Raw genomic sequence first — 16,107 nt, 5'->3', positions numbered from 1 at the left:
TGAGCGCTATCTCTCAGCTTGCATGATGTTTGTATATTCAACAAATTGTTTTGCCTTTTCTTTCATTCCTTCGCTTTGTAGTGTTTTTTGTAATTCATGAGAAATATTCATTGAACAAAATTTCGGACCGCACATCGAACAAAAATGAGCAAGCTTTGCTCCTTCGGCCGGTAGCGTTTCATCGTGATATTCACGTGCGCGCTCAGGATCTAGTGACAAGTTGAATTGATCTTGCCAACGGAACTCAAATCTCGCCTTTGATAATGCATCATCACGCGTTTGTGCGCCAGGGTGTCCTTTTGCTAAGTCAGCAGCGTGGGCAGCAATTTTGTAGGCGATGACTCCTTGGCGGACGTCTTCTTTATTCGGTAGGCCAAGATGTTCTTTTGGTGTCACATAGCAAAGCATGGCCGTACCGTGCCAGCCGATAAGCGCTGCACCGATAGCTGAGGTGATATGGTCGTAACCTGGTGCAATGTCGGTAGTGATAGGACCTAGCGTATAAAAAGGTGCCCCATGACAAATTTCAATTTGTTTATCGACATTTTCTTTAATTTTATGCATTGGAATATGCCCTGGACCTTCGATCATCACTTGGACATCATGTTCCCAAGCGATTTTTGTCAACTCTCCAAGTGTTTGTAACTCGGCGAATTGCGCCTCATCGTTTGCATCTGCAATTGAGCCTGGACGTAATCCATCCCCAAGTGAAATAGCAATATCGTAAGTTTTTAAAATTTCGCAAATTTCTTCGAAGTGGGTGTATAAAAAGTTTTCCTCATGGTGTGCTAAACACCATTGTGCCATAATTGAACCACCCCGAGAGACAATACCAGTTGTTCGGTTGACTGTTAGTGGGATATAGCGAAGTAAGACACCTGCATGAATAGTAAAATAGTCTACGCCTTGCTCGGCTTGTTCAATTAATGTTTCTCGATAAATGTCCCATGATAAGTTTTCGACAATGCCGTTCACTTTCTCTAACGCCTGGTAAATAGGTACAGTTCCAATCGGCACAGGGGAGTTTCGAATAATATATTCTCTTGTCTCATGTATATGCTTTCCTGTCGATAAGTCCATGACTGTATCGGCACCCCAACGAACAGCCCAAAGCATTTTTTCAACTTCTTCTTCTAAGGAAGATGTGACAGCTGAATTTCCGATATTTGCGTTAATTTTCACATGGAATTTACTTCCTATAATCATTGGTTCACTTTCAGGGTGGTTAATATTAGCTGGGATAATTGCTCTTCCTGCTGCAACTTCTTGACGAACAAATTCGGGATCCATTTGTTCACGAATTGCGACAAACTCCATTTCAGGTGTAATGATCCCTCGTTTTGCATAATGCATTTGGGTCACAACTTTCCCTTTTTTCGCACGAAAACGTCTAGGTGAAAAAGGAATGTTTGTTCTCACTAATGAAGGGTTATATTCTTCTACATCGCCACGCTCCGTTATCCATTTTTCTCTTAATTTTGGCAATCCTTTATCAATATTCGGCGCGAAAAGTGGGTCGGTGTATGGTCCACTCGTGTCATAGACTCGAATAGGCTCATTTTCTAGCATCGTTGTACCTGTCTTGGTTGGCGACAGTTGAATTTCTCGCATTGGCACACGAACATCTTCACGCGTTCCGGGCACATACACTTTTTTACTCGAGGGAAATGGCATTGATGAAAATAAGTCTTTCATTTTTAATCGCTCCTTTTCATTTTTTAGTTGCAACGCCAATACGTAAAAAAATCAGGCTCCATAACGAGAACCTGATTTTGTCCGCAAATAGCACAAGTAAAGAACACTCGCGCCATCTACTTCCCTACGCTGGCATCACCCAGATCAGGTTCAAAGGGTCAAAGAACTTTTGCGCGTTCTTCTCTCAGTCCAAGCTATTGGACTCCCCTAGTAGATGATAAATTATGAATTTTAAAAATAGTCTAACATATGATAAAAATGTTGTAAAGTTATAAATGAAAAACTTGTTAAAATGGAGGCATAGTGGACGTACGAACCGATGATTTCGGGATGGAGTTCGTATGTTAGAAGTGCAGTGATAGAAGCATCAACTACCCCCACTTAGCTAACGCTTGAAGCGGGGGCTTGCAACTCCCCAGAAGTGCAAACGGACTTCTTCCTCCTTCCTTGACTTGGGGTTGCATCAGGGGCAGGTTGACGACTACCCAACGACGCAGGTCATGCCTGCATCGTTACCGATTCTCTCGGTGTGTCTGTTGGCAGTACTTGGCTTCCACACACAACAGACGGACCCACGCTCGATGTTTTACGGTTACAACGTTTCCTGTAACCAACTCCATACATCGAGTAGCAGTTATTGGAGTGCCTTTATTGAACGGTTTTCTCCACGCCTTTATTATATCATACACAAAAGAAAGGGGGAACGCGCATTCCTCTCCCACTTACTCCCTTTGGTCGTTGAAGTGGGAGTCTCCTGCGCGAAATAGGATGAACGTAACACGTGCGCAACAAATTGCCCAATCGCCCGATATGAAAAATGTAACGTATAATGGAAAATCGGTATATATCGAACATGTCGATGCGCAAACGGAAACGGCAACAATCCATTTTTTAGACAACCCTGAAAATCAACAGCGTGTTCCAGTGTCACAGCTAGCAGAGCATTAAGACGAAAAGGGTGTAACAGAGCAGGATAGCCGTGCTCGTTACATCTTTTTTCGTTCGAGAAAATCAATAAATAAATGAACAATTTTTTTGCTTTTCATTGTCGGTGCATAAAGATAAGAAAACGTTCGGTAAAAAGGGGGGTGCTTTAAACAGACGATCGATAAGTGACCTTGTTTTAATTCACGCTCAATCACATGGCGTGAAAGAAAGGCTAACCCGTTTCCGCGCATTAACGTTTCTTTAATTCCTTGATTGCTGCTGATGATCATGAGCGATTTAATTTTTAATCCATTTGAACGAATAAAATGGTTAAAGTATTCACGTGTGCCAGAGCCTAATTCGCGCGTAATCCATATTTGATTTTGTAGATCGCTTATACATACTTCTTGTTTGTGAACGAGCGGGTGATCGTTTGAAGCCACGATGACAAGCTCATCTTGCATGAATGGATAAACAGCCAATTCTTTTTCGTTCGTTTGCCCTTCAATTAAGCCAATATCGGTTTCATATGAACGGACAAGCTCGACGATCTCCTTCGTGTTGCCAATCATCACTTCGAAGTGTAGTTCTGGATAATCGTCTTGTAAAGAAAGTAAAAAAGAAGGAAGCACATATTCCCCGATCGTAAAACTAGCCCCGATTTTCAACGTTCCTTTCACACAATCGTGGTATTCTAAAATATCTTGTTTTGTTTGTTCGTACAAGGCAATCATTTTTTTAGCTCGATCGTAAAGTAATTCGCCAGTCGCTGTCACTTGTAGTTTTTTTGGCGAACGAATAAATAGTTTCGTTTGAAATTCTTTTTCTAAATTTTTAATGTGCAAACTGACGCTCGGTTGGGATAGATGGAGAATTTCCGCAGTTTTTGTGAAGTTTTTCACCTCTACTAAAGTCATAAATGTTTTTAATTCGTCGTACACAGCTATCGCTCCTTAATCATTAAAAAAATAAATAGTTCTGATAATTTATATTTATTTTACTAATTTTATTTTTTGCGGTAAAGTCAAATAAAACATACTTAATTTATAGGAATAGTAAAAAAAACGAGAGGTGAAAGATGTTGCCGTTTCAAGTGACGAATAGCCCATTTAACGAACAACAAGTTGACTTGCTCAACCGACTTTGGCCGACATTAACGCCAGCGCAAAAGCTTTGGTTAAGCGGATATTTAGCTGCTACCGAATTTGCGAGCACAGCGGTACAGCAAGAAGCCCACGTATCGAAAGAAATAACGATCCTTTACGGCTCACAAACAGGAAATGCACAAAAATTGGCAGAAAAAACTGGAGAAGTACTCAAAAGCCATGGGTTTCATGTTCATGTTTTATCGATGCTTGATTTCAAACCAAACGACTTAAAAAAAATCGACACGTTGCTTGTTGTCGTTAGCACGTATGGTGAAGGGGAACCGCCAGATAATGCTTTATCATTTTACGAATTTCTCCATAGCAAGCGCGCACCAAAACTTAACCATCTGCGCTTCTCGGTATTGGCGCTTGGCGATACGTCGTATGAACATTTTTGTAAAACAGGAAAAGACTTCGATCAACGGCTAAAAGAACTCGGAGGAGAGCGGTTATACGAACGCGTTGATTGTGATGTCGATTATGAGGAAGCAGCGGCGAAGTGGCTTGATGGGGTGCTTAGTGAGTTGAATAAGCAAGGCGGGGGTTCCGTCACCGTCCTTCCCCAGCAGTCGCAAGTGAAACCTGTTTCTAACTACTCGCGCAAGCATCCGTTTCAAGCAGAAGTATTAGAAAATATCAATTTAAATGGACGCGGCTCGAACAAAGAAACACGCCATATTGAATTATCGCTCGAAGGTTCAGGATTGGTATTTGAACCAGGCGACGCGCTTGGTGTTTTCCCGAAAAACGATCCAGAACTTGTCGATCTCATTATTCAAGAAATGAAATGGAATCCAGACACACCGGTTTCTGTTGAAGGAAAAGAAGAACCGTTACGCGAAGTGCTGCTTTCCCGATTAGAAATTACGGTGTTAACCGAGCAATTATTGCAAACATTGGCTTCGTTTTCACGTAATCAAGCGTTTCATGTGCTCCTTTCTGCTGAGCAAGAAGTGAAAAGAAAGGAATATATGAAAGGGCGCGATGTGCTCGATGTTCTTCGCGATTTCGGTCCGTGGGATATGTCGCCAGATCAGTTTGTTTCTTCTTTACGTAAGTTGCAGCCGCGCTTTTATTCAATCGCAAGCAGTTTAGCGGCGTATCCAGAAGAAGTGCATATCACCGTTGGTGCAGTGCGTTACGAAGCGCACGGACGTTTACGTAAAGGTGTTTGTTCAACGTTTTGTGCGGAGCGCCTGCACATTGGTGATAAACTTCCGGTGTTTATCCATCACAATCCGAACTTTAAACTGCCGAAAGATGCGAATACACCAATTATTATGATTGGACCAGGTACAGGGGTTGCGCCGTTCCGCAGCTTTTTGCAAGAGCGCGAGGCAATAGGGGCGAAAGGGAAGTCGTGGCTATTTTTTGGCGATCAACATTTTGTGACGGATTTCCTCTATCAAACAGAGTGGCAAGCGTGGTTGAAAAATGGTGTGTTGACAAAAATGGATGTTGCGTTTTCACGTGATACAGATCAAAAAGTGTACGTGCAGCATCGCATGCTAGAACGAAGCAAGGAGCTGTTCCGCTGGCTTGAAGATGGAGCTGTCGTTTACGTTTGTGGTGATAAGCAGCATATGGCGCGCGATGTACATCAAACGCTTATTCATGTGATTGAAAAAGAAGGAAACATGACAAGCGAACAAGCAGAAGCGTATATAGCTGAGATGCAAAAACAAAAACGATATCAGCGCGATGTATATTAGGGGGGATATGAATGGAAAAGTTTGTATTAACACCACCAGATGGACCACCGAGCGATGTTGAGCGCATTAAACGGGAGAGCAACTATTTGCGCGGCACGTTAAAAGAAACGATGGAAGATCGCATTACTGCCGGTATTCCAGAAGATGATAACCGGTTAATGAAATTTCATGGCAGTTATTTACAAGATGATCGTGATTTAAGAGCAGAGCGGCAAAAACAGAAGTTAGAACCTGCATATCAATTTATGATTCGCGTTCGTACGCCAGGCGGAGTAGCAACACCAGAACAGTGGCTTGTGATGGATGAACTAGCAAGAAAATACGCCAACGGGACATTAAAGCTTACGACACGACAAGCGTTTCAGTTTCATGGTGTATTGAAATGGAATATGAAAAAAACGCTTCAAGCGATTAATGATGCCCTACTTACAACGTTGGCGGCATGTGGCGATGTGAATCGAAACGTTATGTGCAACCCAAATCCGTACCAGTCAGAAGTGCATGCGGAAGTGTATGAATGGGCGAAAAGGTTAAGTGACCATTTATTGCCACAAACAAGGGCGTATTACGAAATTTGGTTGGATGAAGAAAAAGTAGCCGGTACACCAGAAATAGAGCAAGAGCCGATTTACGGACCGCTTTACTTGCCACGGAAATTTAAAATCGGCATTGCCGTCCCACCGTCAAACGATGTCGATGTGTTTTCGCAAGACCTTGGTTTTATTGCGATTGTCGAACAAGGAAAGCTCGTTGGTTTTAATGTAGCGATCGGTGGGGGGATGGGAATGACGCATGGCGATCGTACGACATATCCACAGCTAGCGAAAGTCATCGGTTTTTGTAAGCCAGAACAAGTCATTGATGTGGCAGAAAAAGTCGTCACGATTCAGCGCGATTACGGCAACCGCTCCGTACGCAAACACGCCCGCTTTAAATATACGATTGATCGGCTAGGGCTTGAAGCTGTCAAAGCAGAATTAGAGCGTCGGCTTGGCTGGGAGCTGGAAGAAGCGCGTCCGTATCATTTTGAACATAATGGCGATCGCTACGGCTGGGTTGAAGGGGTAAACGGGACGTGGCATTTTACGTTATTTGTCGAAGGTGGTCGGGTGAAAGATACAGATGATTATCCGTTAATGACAGGCTTGCGAGAAATTGCGAAAGTGCATACAGGGGACTTTCGCTTAACAGCTAATCAAAACTTAGTCATTGCGAACGTGCCAAGCGAGAAAAAAGAAGAAATTGATGCGCTCATTCAACAATACAAATTGACAGATGGCAAACATTATAGTGCGCTTCGCCGCAACTCACTTGCCTGTGTGGCGCTACCAACGTGCGGATTAGCGATGGCGGAAGCGGAGCGGTATTTGCCAAAACTGCTTGATAAAATCGAAGAAATTGTGGAGGAAAACGGGCTTCGCGATGAAGAAATCACGATTCGTATGACGGGTTGCCCGAACGGCTGTGCACGTCATGTGCTTGGAGAAATTGCATTTATCGGCAAATCCGTCGGTAAATATAATATGTATCTCGGAGCAGCGTTTGACGGCAGTCGCCTTGGAAAATTATATCGTGAAAATATCGGCGAAAAAGATATTTTATCAGAACTTCGTATGCTTCTTTCTCGTTATGCGAAAGAACGCTTCGATGGCGAACGTTTTGGCGACTTCGTTATTCGTGCGGGCATTGTGAAAGAAACGACAGATGGAAGGAACTTTCATGACTAAACAAATCGGCTTCCTGTTTGGGAGCCGATTCGTTTTTGGAGAAAGGATGATTTTAAACGGTGGAGAATATAATAAAGGAGTTCATTTTATTTATAGAAAGGGGTAATTGACATGATCGTTACAACAACAAATAGCATTGAGGGAAAGCAAATTGAACAATACCTTGGCTTAGTGTCTGGTGAGGTGATTTTAGGGGCTAACGTCGTACGCGATTTTTTAGCGAGCATTACAGACATTATCGGTGGGCGAAGTGGAACGTATGAAAGCAAGCTAGCTGAAGGACGAGACATGGCAGTAGAAGAAATGGTAAAAAAAGCGCGCAATATGGGCGCAAATGCAGTCGTTGGTGTCGATCTTGATTTTGAAACGTTGCGCGATGGAATGATGATGTGCATTGCGACAGGTACAGCGGTGAAGGTGGAGGAATAGAAAATTTTGGGAAGAAGCCAAGTCGGCTTCTTTTTTCTTTTTTACGGTTGAGCGTGTATTCAAAATTTCGTTGAGAAACTGACATACAATGTTCAATGGTTCCTTTTTGTATATTGACTCATGTATAAAAAAGGGATATTATGCAATTAGAAATTTATCTAAATATCTAAAAGAAAGTAGGTGAAAAAGGATGTCGTTTAACGAAGCGTTTAAAGCGATTGCTGATCCGAACCGAAGAAAAATTCTTTCTTTATTAAAAAAAGGGGACTTAACAGCAGGGGAAATTGCCGAACATTTTGATATGCAAAAGCCGAGCGTTTCCCATCATTTAAAAATATTAAAGCAAGCCGACTTAGTGGAAGATCGCCGAGTTGGTCAGCATATTTATTATTCATTAAACACAACGGTGTTCCAAGATTTAATGAGTTGGTTTTATGACATATTACAAAAAGAAGGTGATGAATCATGAAAAAGCATTCGTTTGTTATTTTTCTTATTATATGTAGCTATATCTTAAGTTTATTAGCTATTCCGTATTTGCCGAATGAGGTAGCCATTCATTGGAACGTTGCGGGAGAACCAGATGGCTTTACAAACAAATGGTGGGGCGCGTTATTATTACCGATTTTGTTAACAGGAATTGTTGCTCTCATCGTCTTTTTGCCGAAAGTGGATCCACGCAAAGAAAACTACGAGAAATTTGAAAAAGTATATCGTATTTTTTTACATGTATTTATTTTGTTTTTATTTAGCATACATGTGGTGACGCTCGCATATAATCTCGGGTTTCCTGTGCAAGTTGATATTGTTGTGCCTATCGGGGTGGGTGTTTTATTTATTGTCCTTGGCAATTATATGCCGAAAATTAAACCGAATTATTTCATTGGCATTCGCACCCCTTGGACGTTAGAAAACGAAGTAGTTTGGCAAAAAACGCACCGTGTCGGTGGAAAAGTGTTTGTTATCATGGGTGTATTGATTATGTTCACGATATTTGTAACAAGTGTGTGGCGCTTTATTTTTCTTATGATCGTCGTATTTGGTGGCACGATGTATTTGTTTATCCAGTCGTATATATTTTCACGTAAATGAACGGAGAGATCAATTTGTTTGGGATGTCTATTCAATGATGTTGTCCCTGCGTTATATCAAGTGAAAGTTATTTCAAATATTTGGGCTGTAGAAAGTATCCTTGCTTTGATTGCAATTGCTTCGTTTGTTTTTATTCGACGCATGAGTGAAAAGTTTCATTAAAAAATTGCAAAAACATGTTGCATCGAAACGCGTTTCATACCTTATGCTCGTGTCAAAAGCATAAGGGAGGAGAATTTTATGGGTATATTGTATATTTTTATTTTATGCGCCGTTGAGTTAATGGGGGCACAGTTTGCGATAGAAGTTGCTTCAAAGCGAAAGTATAATAGAAAGTATAAGGGAGTAAAAAAGGGGTGATGTCGTGAGAGTTGTTAACCAACGTTGGATGTCATTAGAGGAGTATGATGAATTAAGAGAAACAACGGATAAGCGGTTGGAATATATGAATGGGGTTGTATGTATGGTTCCTTCACCGTCTACAAAGCATCAGCGAATATCTGGACGCATGTATGTTGAACTTTTTCACTTTTTTGAGGAAACGGATTGTGAAGTGTTCCATGCCCCTTGGGATGTGGAATTATATAGCAATGAGATTGATGAAAAATATATCGTTGTTCCTGATTTATGTGTCATTTGTGATAAAGAAGGGTTACAAGATCAAAAATACGTTGGTGTGCCTACGTGGATTATAGAAATTTTAAGTCCATCGAACCAAGCGTACGATTTAGTTTTTAAATTGAACATTTATATGCGCTATCAAGTAAAAGAATATTGGATTGTCAATCCAATGCTAAATAGCATACAAGTGTATGCGTTGAACGAACAGAAGCAATACGACCAGGTGGAAGTGATTAAGGAAAAGGGAAGTGTACGTTCATCTATTTTTCCAGCATTTTCACTTGATGTAGCAAAGATTTTTAGTTAATTGAAACGTATACAAGGGCTTTGTCGAAAAGCCCTTGTATGTTTGATTTTTCTATTTAAAATCGTTAGTTTAATAAAAAAGTTTAATAACACTAGTGTTGCATTAATTTGATTTTAATATTAAAAAGACTCACAATCTTCACTTATTTTATTTTGTGAAAAGAAAAAGTCCTTTATAATGGATAAGTCAGGTGGTAACCCGTCCAAATCCACTAAAAAGGACCAAACTCATGGACAAGATTACACGAAAAACTTCATTTGGACAATGGTTTTCGCCAATAAATCTTCAATTATTTGAAGAACAGGTGAAAACGATGAAATTAGATTACTATACGAAAAAATTAACGACAGAGTCATTTCTAAAATTACTGCTTTTTGCGCAATTGGAAGAAATCGAAAGTCTCCATGCGCTAAGCGATTGCCTTTTTGATGACCAGCTTCAAAAAGGGGTCGGCCTTAATTCTATCAGTATTTCACAGTTGTCACGGCGATTAAATGGTATAAACCCAGATCTATTTCAAAAGCTTTTTCTTGATTTAGTCGCAAAAATTCATGCCAAAACACAACACACAAAACGGGTCATGCCTTTAAAAATCATTGATTCAAGCACATTGCCACTTAATTTGACCAACCATAAATGGGCGAAGTTTCGTAAAACAAAGGCGGGTGTAAAGCTACATTTGCGCCTTGTGTTTATGGAAAAGGGGATATCCTATCCTGAAAAAGCTTTGATGACAACGGCAAGAGAACATGACCGTGGACAGCTTGAAATCATGGTGGATGACAAGGAATGCATGTATGTGTTTGACCGTGGCTACCTAGACTATGAGCGCTTTGATCGTATGACGGATGACGGCTACTTCTTTCTTTCCAGACTACGGAAAAACGCTGTTATACGGGAAGTTTATGATTTTAAACTACCCGAAGATACGAGTGTTTTGTCAGATCAAATGGTATTGATTGGAACAACTCAAAACCGTGCTGAAAATTACTTTCGCCTTCTAAAAGTGATGGATTCAAAAGGAAATGAACTCCATTTAATCACAAATCGTTTTGATTTAAGCGCCGAAGAAATTTCCGAGATGTACAAATCACGATGGGCTATTGAACTGTTTTTTAAATGGATCAAACAACATCTCAGCATCAAAAAATTCTATGGTCAAAGTGAATGGGCGATTCAAAATCAAGTATTTATCGCACTTATTGTTTTTTGCCTACATGTTCTGGCACAAATTGAAACAAATAGTACGCGAAAAACCTTACAAATTAGCCGTTATTTAAGGGCTGCATTGTGGAAACCAGCACATATCTGGCTTCGAAAAATTGAAGGAAAAGCCATCCCTTAATAAGTAAATTGTCGTCGTCGCACAGGTCTAATTGTCAATAAATTTCCAAATGGATGGAGTCACCTTTAATTGGGTATTCACCTTTTTGGCTCTAAACAGGAAAAATAATAAAACTGAAAATTACGACAATATTTATGCAACACTAGTGGTTTAATAAAAAAAGTTTAATAAAAAGGAGAGAAAATAGCTGTGTTTTTTGAATATTTTGGGCACATTCATCGGTTACTTACTATAGTAGAACAAAAAGAAAGAGAAAAGGTTTTACTCGCAGCGGAAAAAGTTGCGGAATGTATGCGACAAAACGGGCTCGTCCATATTTTCGGCTGTGGGCATTCCCATCTACTAGCGGAGGAAGTTTTTTATCGTGCCGGTGGGCTTGTGCCCGTGAAACCGATACTGATAGAACCGCTAATGCTTCATGAAGGGGCGATCCAATCCTCGCAATTAGAAAAGAAAGAGGGATACGTGCAAATGTTTTTAGCAAAAGAAACGTTTGCGCCAAACGATGTTGCTTTTGTTGTTTCCACTTCAGGATGCAATCCAGTGCCAATTGATGTTGCGCTATGGGCGAAAGAGAGAGGGGCTTACGTGATTGGCGTAACGTCATTGGCATATTCGCAGTCTCTTCCAACGCTGCACTCGAGCGGAAAGCGATTAGCGGAATGTGTTGATCTTGTCATTGATAACCATTCAGTAGCAGGTGATGCGATTTTAACCCATCCCGCGATTCCTGTTTCGTTTGCACCGACGTCCACGATTGTAGGTGCGGCTATTTTACATGCTATTTTCGCAGAGGCAACGATCCGATTGGCTGAGGAAGGAGTCACCCCACCTATTTTTCTTAGCAACCATCTACCTGGTGGAAAAGAGCATAACGAAAAATGGATTCGACAATATCGGGACCGAATTTCATTTTAAAAATAAAATAAGTGGTATAGACAACTAGATAATATAATATTAATATATATAAAGAGAAGGATGGTGTAAAAGATGAACCGATTTCTTTTGAAAAATGCAACTGTTTATGCAGAAGAAGGGTGGATAGAAAATGGATGCGTATTGGTAGAAGGGGAGAAAATTGCTTATGTTGGTTCAAATACATTTTTTCCAGATGTACCAACGATTGAATTAGCTCCTCGCTACTTCCTTGTTCCAGGGTTCATTGATCTTCATATTCACGGTGCTTTCGGTGCGGATGTGATGGATGCATCGATGGAGGCACTGCAAACGATTGTCTCCCGTTTGCCGGAAGAAGGGACGACTAGTTTTCTAGCAACAACGATGACGGCGCCCGCCGAACAGATTGAACAAGCAGTAGAAAACGTTGCGCGTTACATGCGATATAACGTTCCCGGTCAGTCGGAAGTGCTAGGCATTCATTTAGAAGGACCGTTCCTTTCGCCTAAACGGGCAGGAGCGCAGCATCCGCGCGATATTATCGAACCAAACGTTGCGTTGTTTCAGCATTGGCAACAAAAAGCAAACGGAAACATTCGGCTCGTTACGCTTGCACCAGAAGAGAACAATGGCATAGCGCTTGTTTCGTATTTAAAAGAAAACGATGTTATTGCATCCATTGGTCATTCTGATGCGGGGTATGAACAAGTAAAAAAAGCAATTCAGGCAGGGGTCACGCATGTCACACACTTGTTTAATGGCATGAGCGGTATTCATCATCGAACACCAGGGGTTGCTTTAGCTGCACTTATGCATGAGGAAGTAATGTGCGAGTTAATTGCGGATGGGATTCATGTTGCACCAGAAATGGTTTGGTTTGCTTATAAGAACAAAGGAAAAGAAGGATTGGTCATCATTACTGATTCAATGCGAGCGAAATGCTTTGGAGAAGGAAAATTTGGAGAAGGAGAATATGAACTAGGAGGACAACGGGTCGTTGTTCGTAACGGAAAAGCAATGTTAGTAGACGGAACGTTAGCAGGGAGTGTGCTGACGTTGAAACAAGCGGTGCAAAATGTGATCGCATTTGCAAAGTGTTCGCTCGAAGATGCCATTCATATGGCGAGTTGGAACCCAGCAAAACAACTCGGTGTACTTGATCGCAAAGGGAGCATTCGTACAGGAAAAGATGCCGATCTTGTTGTACTAAACGAAACCTATGAGGTTGTCATGACATTTTGCCGTGGAAAATTGGCATATGACAGGAGGGGAAATAGATGCGAGTGATACAAGTGAACGATTATGACGAAATGAGCCAAAAGGCAGCGGAGATGATTAGCGAACAAGTCAGAAAAAAGCCCGATTCTGTACTAGGATTGGCAACAGGAGAAACGATGCTTGGAACGTATGCTGTGCTTGTAAATGAACATCAACAACACAACACGTCTTATCGAGATGTTCGGACGTTTAATTTAGACGAATATATTGGATTAGACGCTACTCATCCAAATAGTTATCGCTATTATATGAATGAGAAACTGTTTCGTTTTCTCGATATCCCTTTAGCACAAACCTATATTCCGAATGGATGTGCTCCCCTTCTAGAAGAGGAATGCGCCCGCTACGAGCGATTGATTGAGCAATGTGGAGGAATTGATCTGCAGCTGTTAGGAATCGGACAAAATGGGCACATCGGGTTTAACGAACCAAACACGTCTTTTGCTTCCACGACACATGTTGTTCAACTTTCAGAGTCGACAAGAAAAGCAAACGCCCGTTTTTTTCCTTCTGCAGATGCAGTACCAACGCATGCGATTACAATGGGAATTGCGACGATTATGAAAAGTAAGCAAATCATTTTATTAGTGTCAGGAAAAAGAAAAGCATGGGCGGTTTCTCGCCTTCTTGAAGGGGAAGTCACGCCAGCTGTTCCTGCTTCTATTTTAAAAGCGCATCCAAACGTCATTGTGATCGCCGATACGGAAGCATTGTCGCATGTAAGCAAAGAGAAAAGAAGGGTGCATCGTCCATGATTAATAAACATTCACCGCTACCAATTTACTATCAACTGGAACAAGGAATTAAAGAAATGATTGAGAAAGGACAGCTTCAACCTGGGGAAATGATTCCGTCGGAAAGGGAATGGGCGGAAATGTATGAAATTAGCCGGATGACCGTTCGCCAAGCGATTAACAACTTAGTCAATGACGGCTATTTAGTAAGAAAACGAGGAAAAGGAACGTTTGTTGCAACGAAAAAAATTGAACAACCGTTAAAAGGGCTAACAAGTTTTTCAGAAGATATGCGAGCGCGAGGAATGGTACCGGGAACAACCCTATTAGCTTTTCACACCATTCCTGCCTCTCCATCTTTCGCTAGCCAACTTGGAATTGGTGAAGGAGAGGACGTTTATGAAATCCGCCGTATCCGCCTCGCTGACGGATTGCCGATGGCGCTTGAAACAGCGTATGTCCCTTGTTCGCTTGTTCCTGGGCTCACGGAGCAAAATGTAAGCGGTTCTATTTATGAATTTATTGAAAATAAACTAGGATTAACCATTCGCTCCGCAACACAAGTACTAGAAGCATCCGTCGCACGGAAGCTGGAGGCAGAGTTGCTGCAAATTAAAGAAGGAGCCCCAGTGCTGCTTATTCAACGCAACAGCTATTTACAAACTGGCCAGCCGCTTGAAATCGTTAAATCCGTGTATCGCGCGGATCGCTACAAATTTATGATTGAAATGGAACGTTGATGCGGGAGAAAGGCAACTCATTTGCTTTTCTATACATGAAAAAGGGGGAATTTGTATGTTAGGATTTTTACAACGAATTGGGAAAGCGCTCATGCTTCCGATTGCTGTATTGCCAGCAGCAGCGCTATTGCTTCGGTTAGGCCAACCAGATTTACTGAACATCCCGTTTATCGCTGCTGCAGGAGATGCTGTTTTCTCTAACTTAGCACTTTTATTTGCTATTGGTGTAGCGGTAGGATTAGCGAAAGACGGCAACGGTGCAGCAGCATTAGCAGGGGCAGTTGGGTATTTCGTGTTGACGAAAGGAACTGCTGCAATCAATGAAGAAGTGAATATGGCTGTATTAGGTGGAATTATTTCTGGTGCCGTCGCAGGGGTGCTGTATAATCGTTATCACGATAAAAAACTCCCAGACTGGCTCGGATTTTTTGGTGGCAAGCGGTTTGTACCGATTGTTACGTCGTTTGCAATGCTTGTGCTCGCGCTAATATTTGGGTATATATGGCCACCAATTCAGCACGGTATTAATGCAGTAGGGGAGTGGATTGTTGGAGCAGGGGCGATTGGAGTTGGCATTTTTGGTTTCTTGAATCGCTTGTTAATCCCTGCTGGTCTGCATCATGTTCTTAATAGTTTAGTTTGGTTTGTCTTTGGTGAGTTCCATGGAAAAACAGGTGATTTAAACCGTTTCTTCGCAGAAGATCCTGATGCAGGGATTTTTATGGCGGGCTTTTTCCCAGTAATGATGTTTGGTCTTCCAGCCGCTGCGTTTGCGATGATTGCCGCAGCGAAAGAAGAACGGCGAAAAGCAGTAGCTGGCGCACTTCTCGGGGTTGCTTTTACATCGTTTTTAACAGGGATTACAGAACCGATTGAGTTTTTATTTATGTTTTTATCACCATTACTTTATTTCGTTCACGCTGCACTAACGGGGCTATCGCTATCAATTGCTACGCTATTAGGCATTCATCACGGGTTTGGGTTTTCCGCTGGTGCAATCGATTATTTCTTAAACTACGGAATCGCTCAAAAACCGCTACTATTATTTGTGCAAGGGATTGTTTATGGCGTCATTTATTTTCTCGTATTTTATTTCCTAATCAAAAAGCTGGATTTAAAGACACCAGGCCGAGAAGACGAAGTGGAGGGAGAATTTGCGGAAAGTGGGATTCCGTCGGGTACGAAGTACGAAGAATTGGCGCAACAATATATGAAGGCGTTAGGCGGAAAAGCGAACATTGTCCATCTTGATAATTGCATCACACGTTTGCGGTTAAAAATAAATGATATGTCAAAAGTAAATGAGGCAGAGTTAAAGCGTTTAGGGGCAAAAGGCATCGTTCGTCTCAACCAGTCAGATTTGCAAGTAGTCGTCGGAACAGACGTTGAATTTTTAGGTAACTATTCAGCCACATCATAAAGTGAGCTGAATATTTTCTTCTTTCCTTGTCTATG

15 protein-coding genes and 1 riboswitch are annotated in these 16,107 nt (G+C 41.5%); of the genes, 13 read left to right on the top strand and 2 right to left on the bottom strand.

Going from position 1 to position 16,107, the window contains the following annotated elements; all coding sequences use genetic code 11:
• Positions 1-6: 6 nt before the first annotated feature.
• Positions 7-1,695 carry a phosphomethylpyrimidine synthase ThiC gene (gene thiC / locus NSQ23_RS08760; protein WP_339174358.1) on the bottom strand — a complete coding sequence of 563 codons (1,689 nt, stop codon included), beginning with the start codon at positions 1,693-1,695 and terminating at the stop codon, positions 7-9.
• 104 nt (positions 1,696-1,799) lie between these two features.
• Positions 1,800-1,914, bottom strand: a riboswitch (TPP riboswitch).
• A gap of 549 nt (positions 1,915-2,463) precedes the next feature.
• Here thiC and NSQ23_RS08755 point away from each other — a divergent pair.
• A complete protein-coding gene (locus NSQ23_RS08755) occupies positions 2,464-2,643 on the top strand; it encodes a small acid-soluble spore protein H (protein ID WP_003397457.1) in 180 nt (59 codons plus the stop codon).
• A gap of 38 nt (positions 2,644-2,681) precedes the next feature.
• Here NSQ23_RS08755 and NSQ23_RS08750 read toward each other — a convergent pair whose 3' ends face one another.
• Positions 2,682-3,563 (bottom strand): LysR family transcriptional regulator, encoded by an 882-nt coding sequence (locus tag NSQ23_RS08750; RefSeq protein ID WP_003397454.1) that lies wholly within the window; start codon positions 3,561-3,563, stop codon positions 2,682-2,684.
• A 137-nt stretch (positions 3,564-3,700) separates the two neighbouring features.
• Between NSQ23_RS08750 and NSQ23_RS08745 the strand changes: the two genes are divergently transcribed.
• The 12 genes from NSQ23_RS08745 to nagE all read left to right on the top strand — a co-directional run bounded on the left by NSQ23_RS08745 (position 3,701) and on the right by nagE (position 16,072).
• Positions 3,701-5,482, top strand: a complete 1,782-nt coding sequence (locus NSQ23_RS08745; protein ID WP_035018708.1) for an assimilatory sulfite reductase (NADPH) flavoprotein subunit — start codon at positions 3,701-3,703, stop codon at positions 5,480-5,482.
• 11 nt (positions 5,483-5,493) lie between these two features.
• On the top strand, positions 5,494-7,209 hold the full coding sequence (cysI, locus tag NSQ23_RS08740; protein WP_339170215.1) for an assimilatory sulfite reductase (NADPH) hemoprotein subunit: 1,716 nt from the start codon (positions 5,494-5,496) through the stop codon (positions 7,207-7,209).
• Positions 7,210-7,320: 111 nt separating this feature from the next.
• Positions 7,321-7,638 carry a YbjQ family protein gene (locus NSQ23_RS08735; protein ID WP_339170213.1) on the top strand — a complete coding sequence of 106 codons (318 nt, stop codon included), beginning with the start codon at positions 7,321-7,323 and terminating at the stop codon, positions 7,636-7,638.
• 190 nt (positions 7,639-7,828) lie between these two features.
• The gene (locus tag NSQ23_RS08730; protein WP_003397448.1) at positions 7,829-8,107 is read left to right on the top strand and encodes an autorepressor SdpR family transcription factor; all 279 of its coding nucleotides are present in this window, start codon (positions 7,829-7,831) and stop codon (positions 8,105-8,107) included.
• Positions 8,104-8,730 (top strand): SdpI family protein, encoded by a 627-nt coding sequence (locus tag NSQ23_RS08725; protein ID WP_192948754.1) that lies wholly within the window; start codon positions 8,104-8,106, stop codon positions 8,728-8,730. The genes NSQ23_RS08730 and NSQ23_RS08725 overlap by 4 nt, the downstream gene beginning before the upstream one ends.
• 388 nt (positions 8,731-9,118) lie before the next feature.
• A complete protein-coding gene (locus tag NSQ23_RS08720; RefSeq protein WP_192948757.1) occupies positions 9,119-9,658 on the top strand; it encodes a Uma2 family endonuclease in 540 nt (179 codons plus the stop codon).
• A 229-nt stretch (positions 9,659-9,887) separates the two neighbouring features.
• Positions 9,888-11,003, top strand: coding sequence for an IS4 family transposase (locus tag NSQ23_RS08715; RefSeq protein ID WP_064214425.1), 1,116 nt, complete (start codon positions 9,888-9,890; stop codon positions 11,001-11,003).
• Between the two features lie 189 nt (positions 11,004-11,192).
• Positions 11,193-11,921, top strand: a complete 729-nt coding sequence (locus NSQ23_RS08710) for a sugar isomerase domain-containing protein (protein ID WP_192948688.1) — start codon at positions 11,193-11,195, stop codon at positions 11,919-11,921.
• A 72-nt stretch (positions 11,922-11,993) separates the two neighbouring features.
• On the top strand, positions 11,994-13,187 hold the full coding sequence (gene nagA, locus NSQ23_RS08705) for an N-acetylglucosamine-6-phosphate deacetylase (RefSeq protein WP_192948687.1): 1,194 nt from the start codon (positions 11,994-11,996) through the stop codon (positions 13,185-13,187).
• Positions 13,178-13,933, top strand: a complete 756-nt coding sequence (gene nagB, locus NSQ23_RS08700) for a glucosamine-6-phosphate deaminase (protein WP_192948686.1) — start codon at positions 13,178-13,180, stop codon at positions 13,931-13,933. Before nagA ends, nagB begins: the two co-directional genes overlap by 10 nt.
• The gene (locus tag NSQ23_RS08695) at positions 13,930-14,652 is read left to right on the top strand and encodes a GntR family transcriptional regulator (RefSeq protein ID WP_019417211.1); all 723 of its coding nucleotides are present in this window, start codon (positions 13,930-13,932) and stop codon (positions 14,650-14,652) included. Before nagB ends, NSQ23_RS08695 begins: the two co-directional genes overlap by 4 nt.
• Before the next feature lie 55 nt (positions 14,653-14,707).
• Positions 14,708-16,072 carry an N-acetylglucosamine-specific PTS transporter subunit IIBC gene (gene nagE, locus NSQ23_RS08690; RefSeq protein WP_339170209.1) on the top strand — a complete coding sequence of 455 codons (1,365 nt, stop codon included), beginning with the start codon at positions 14,708-14,710 and terminating at the stop codon, positions 16,070-16,072.
• Positions 16,073-16,107: the final 35 nt, after the last annotated feature.

The sequence above is a fragment of the Anoxybacillus sp. FSL W8-1294 genome, assembly GCF_037965005.1.
GTDB classification, from domain to species: Bacteria; Bacillota; Bacilli; order Bacillales; family Anoxybacillaceae; genus Anoxybacillus; species Anoxybacillus flavithermus_G.
Note: the sequence above shows the minus strand (reverse complement) of the source record. Positions and strands in the feature narration are given on the sequence as shown.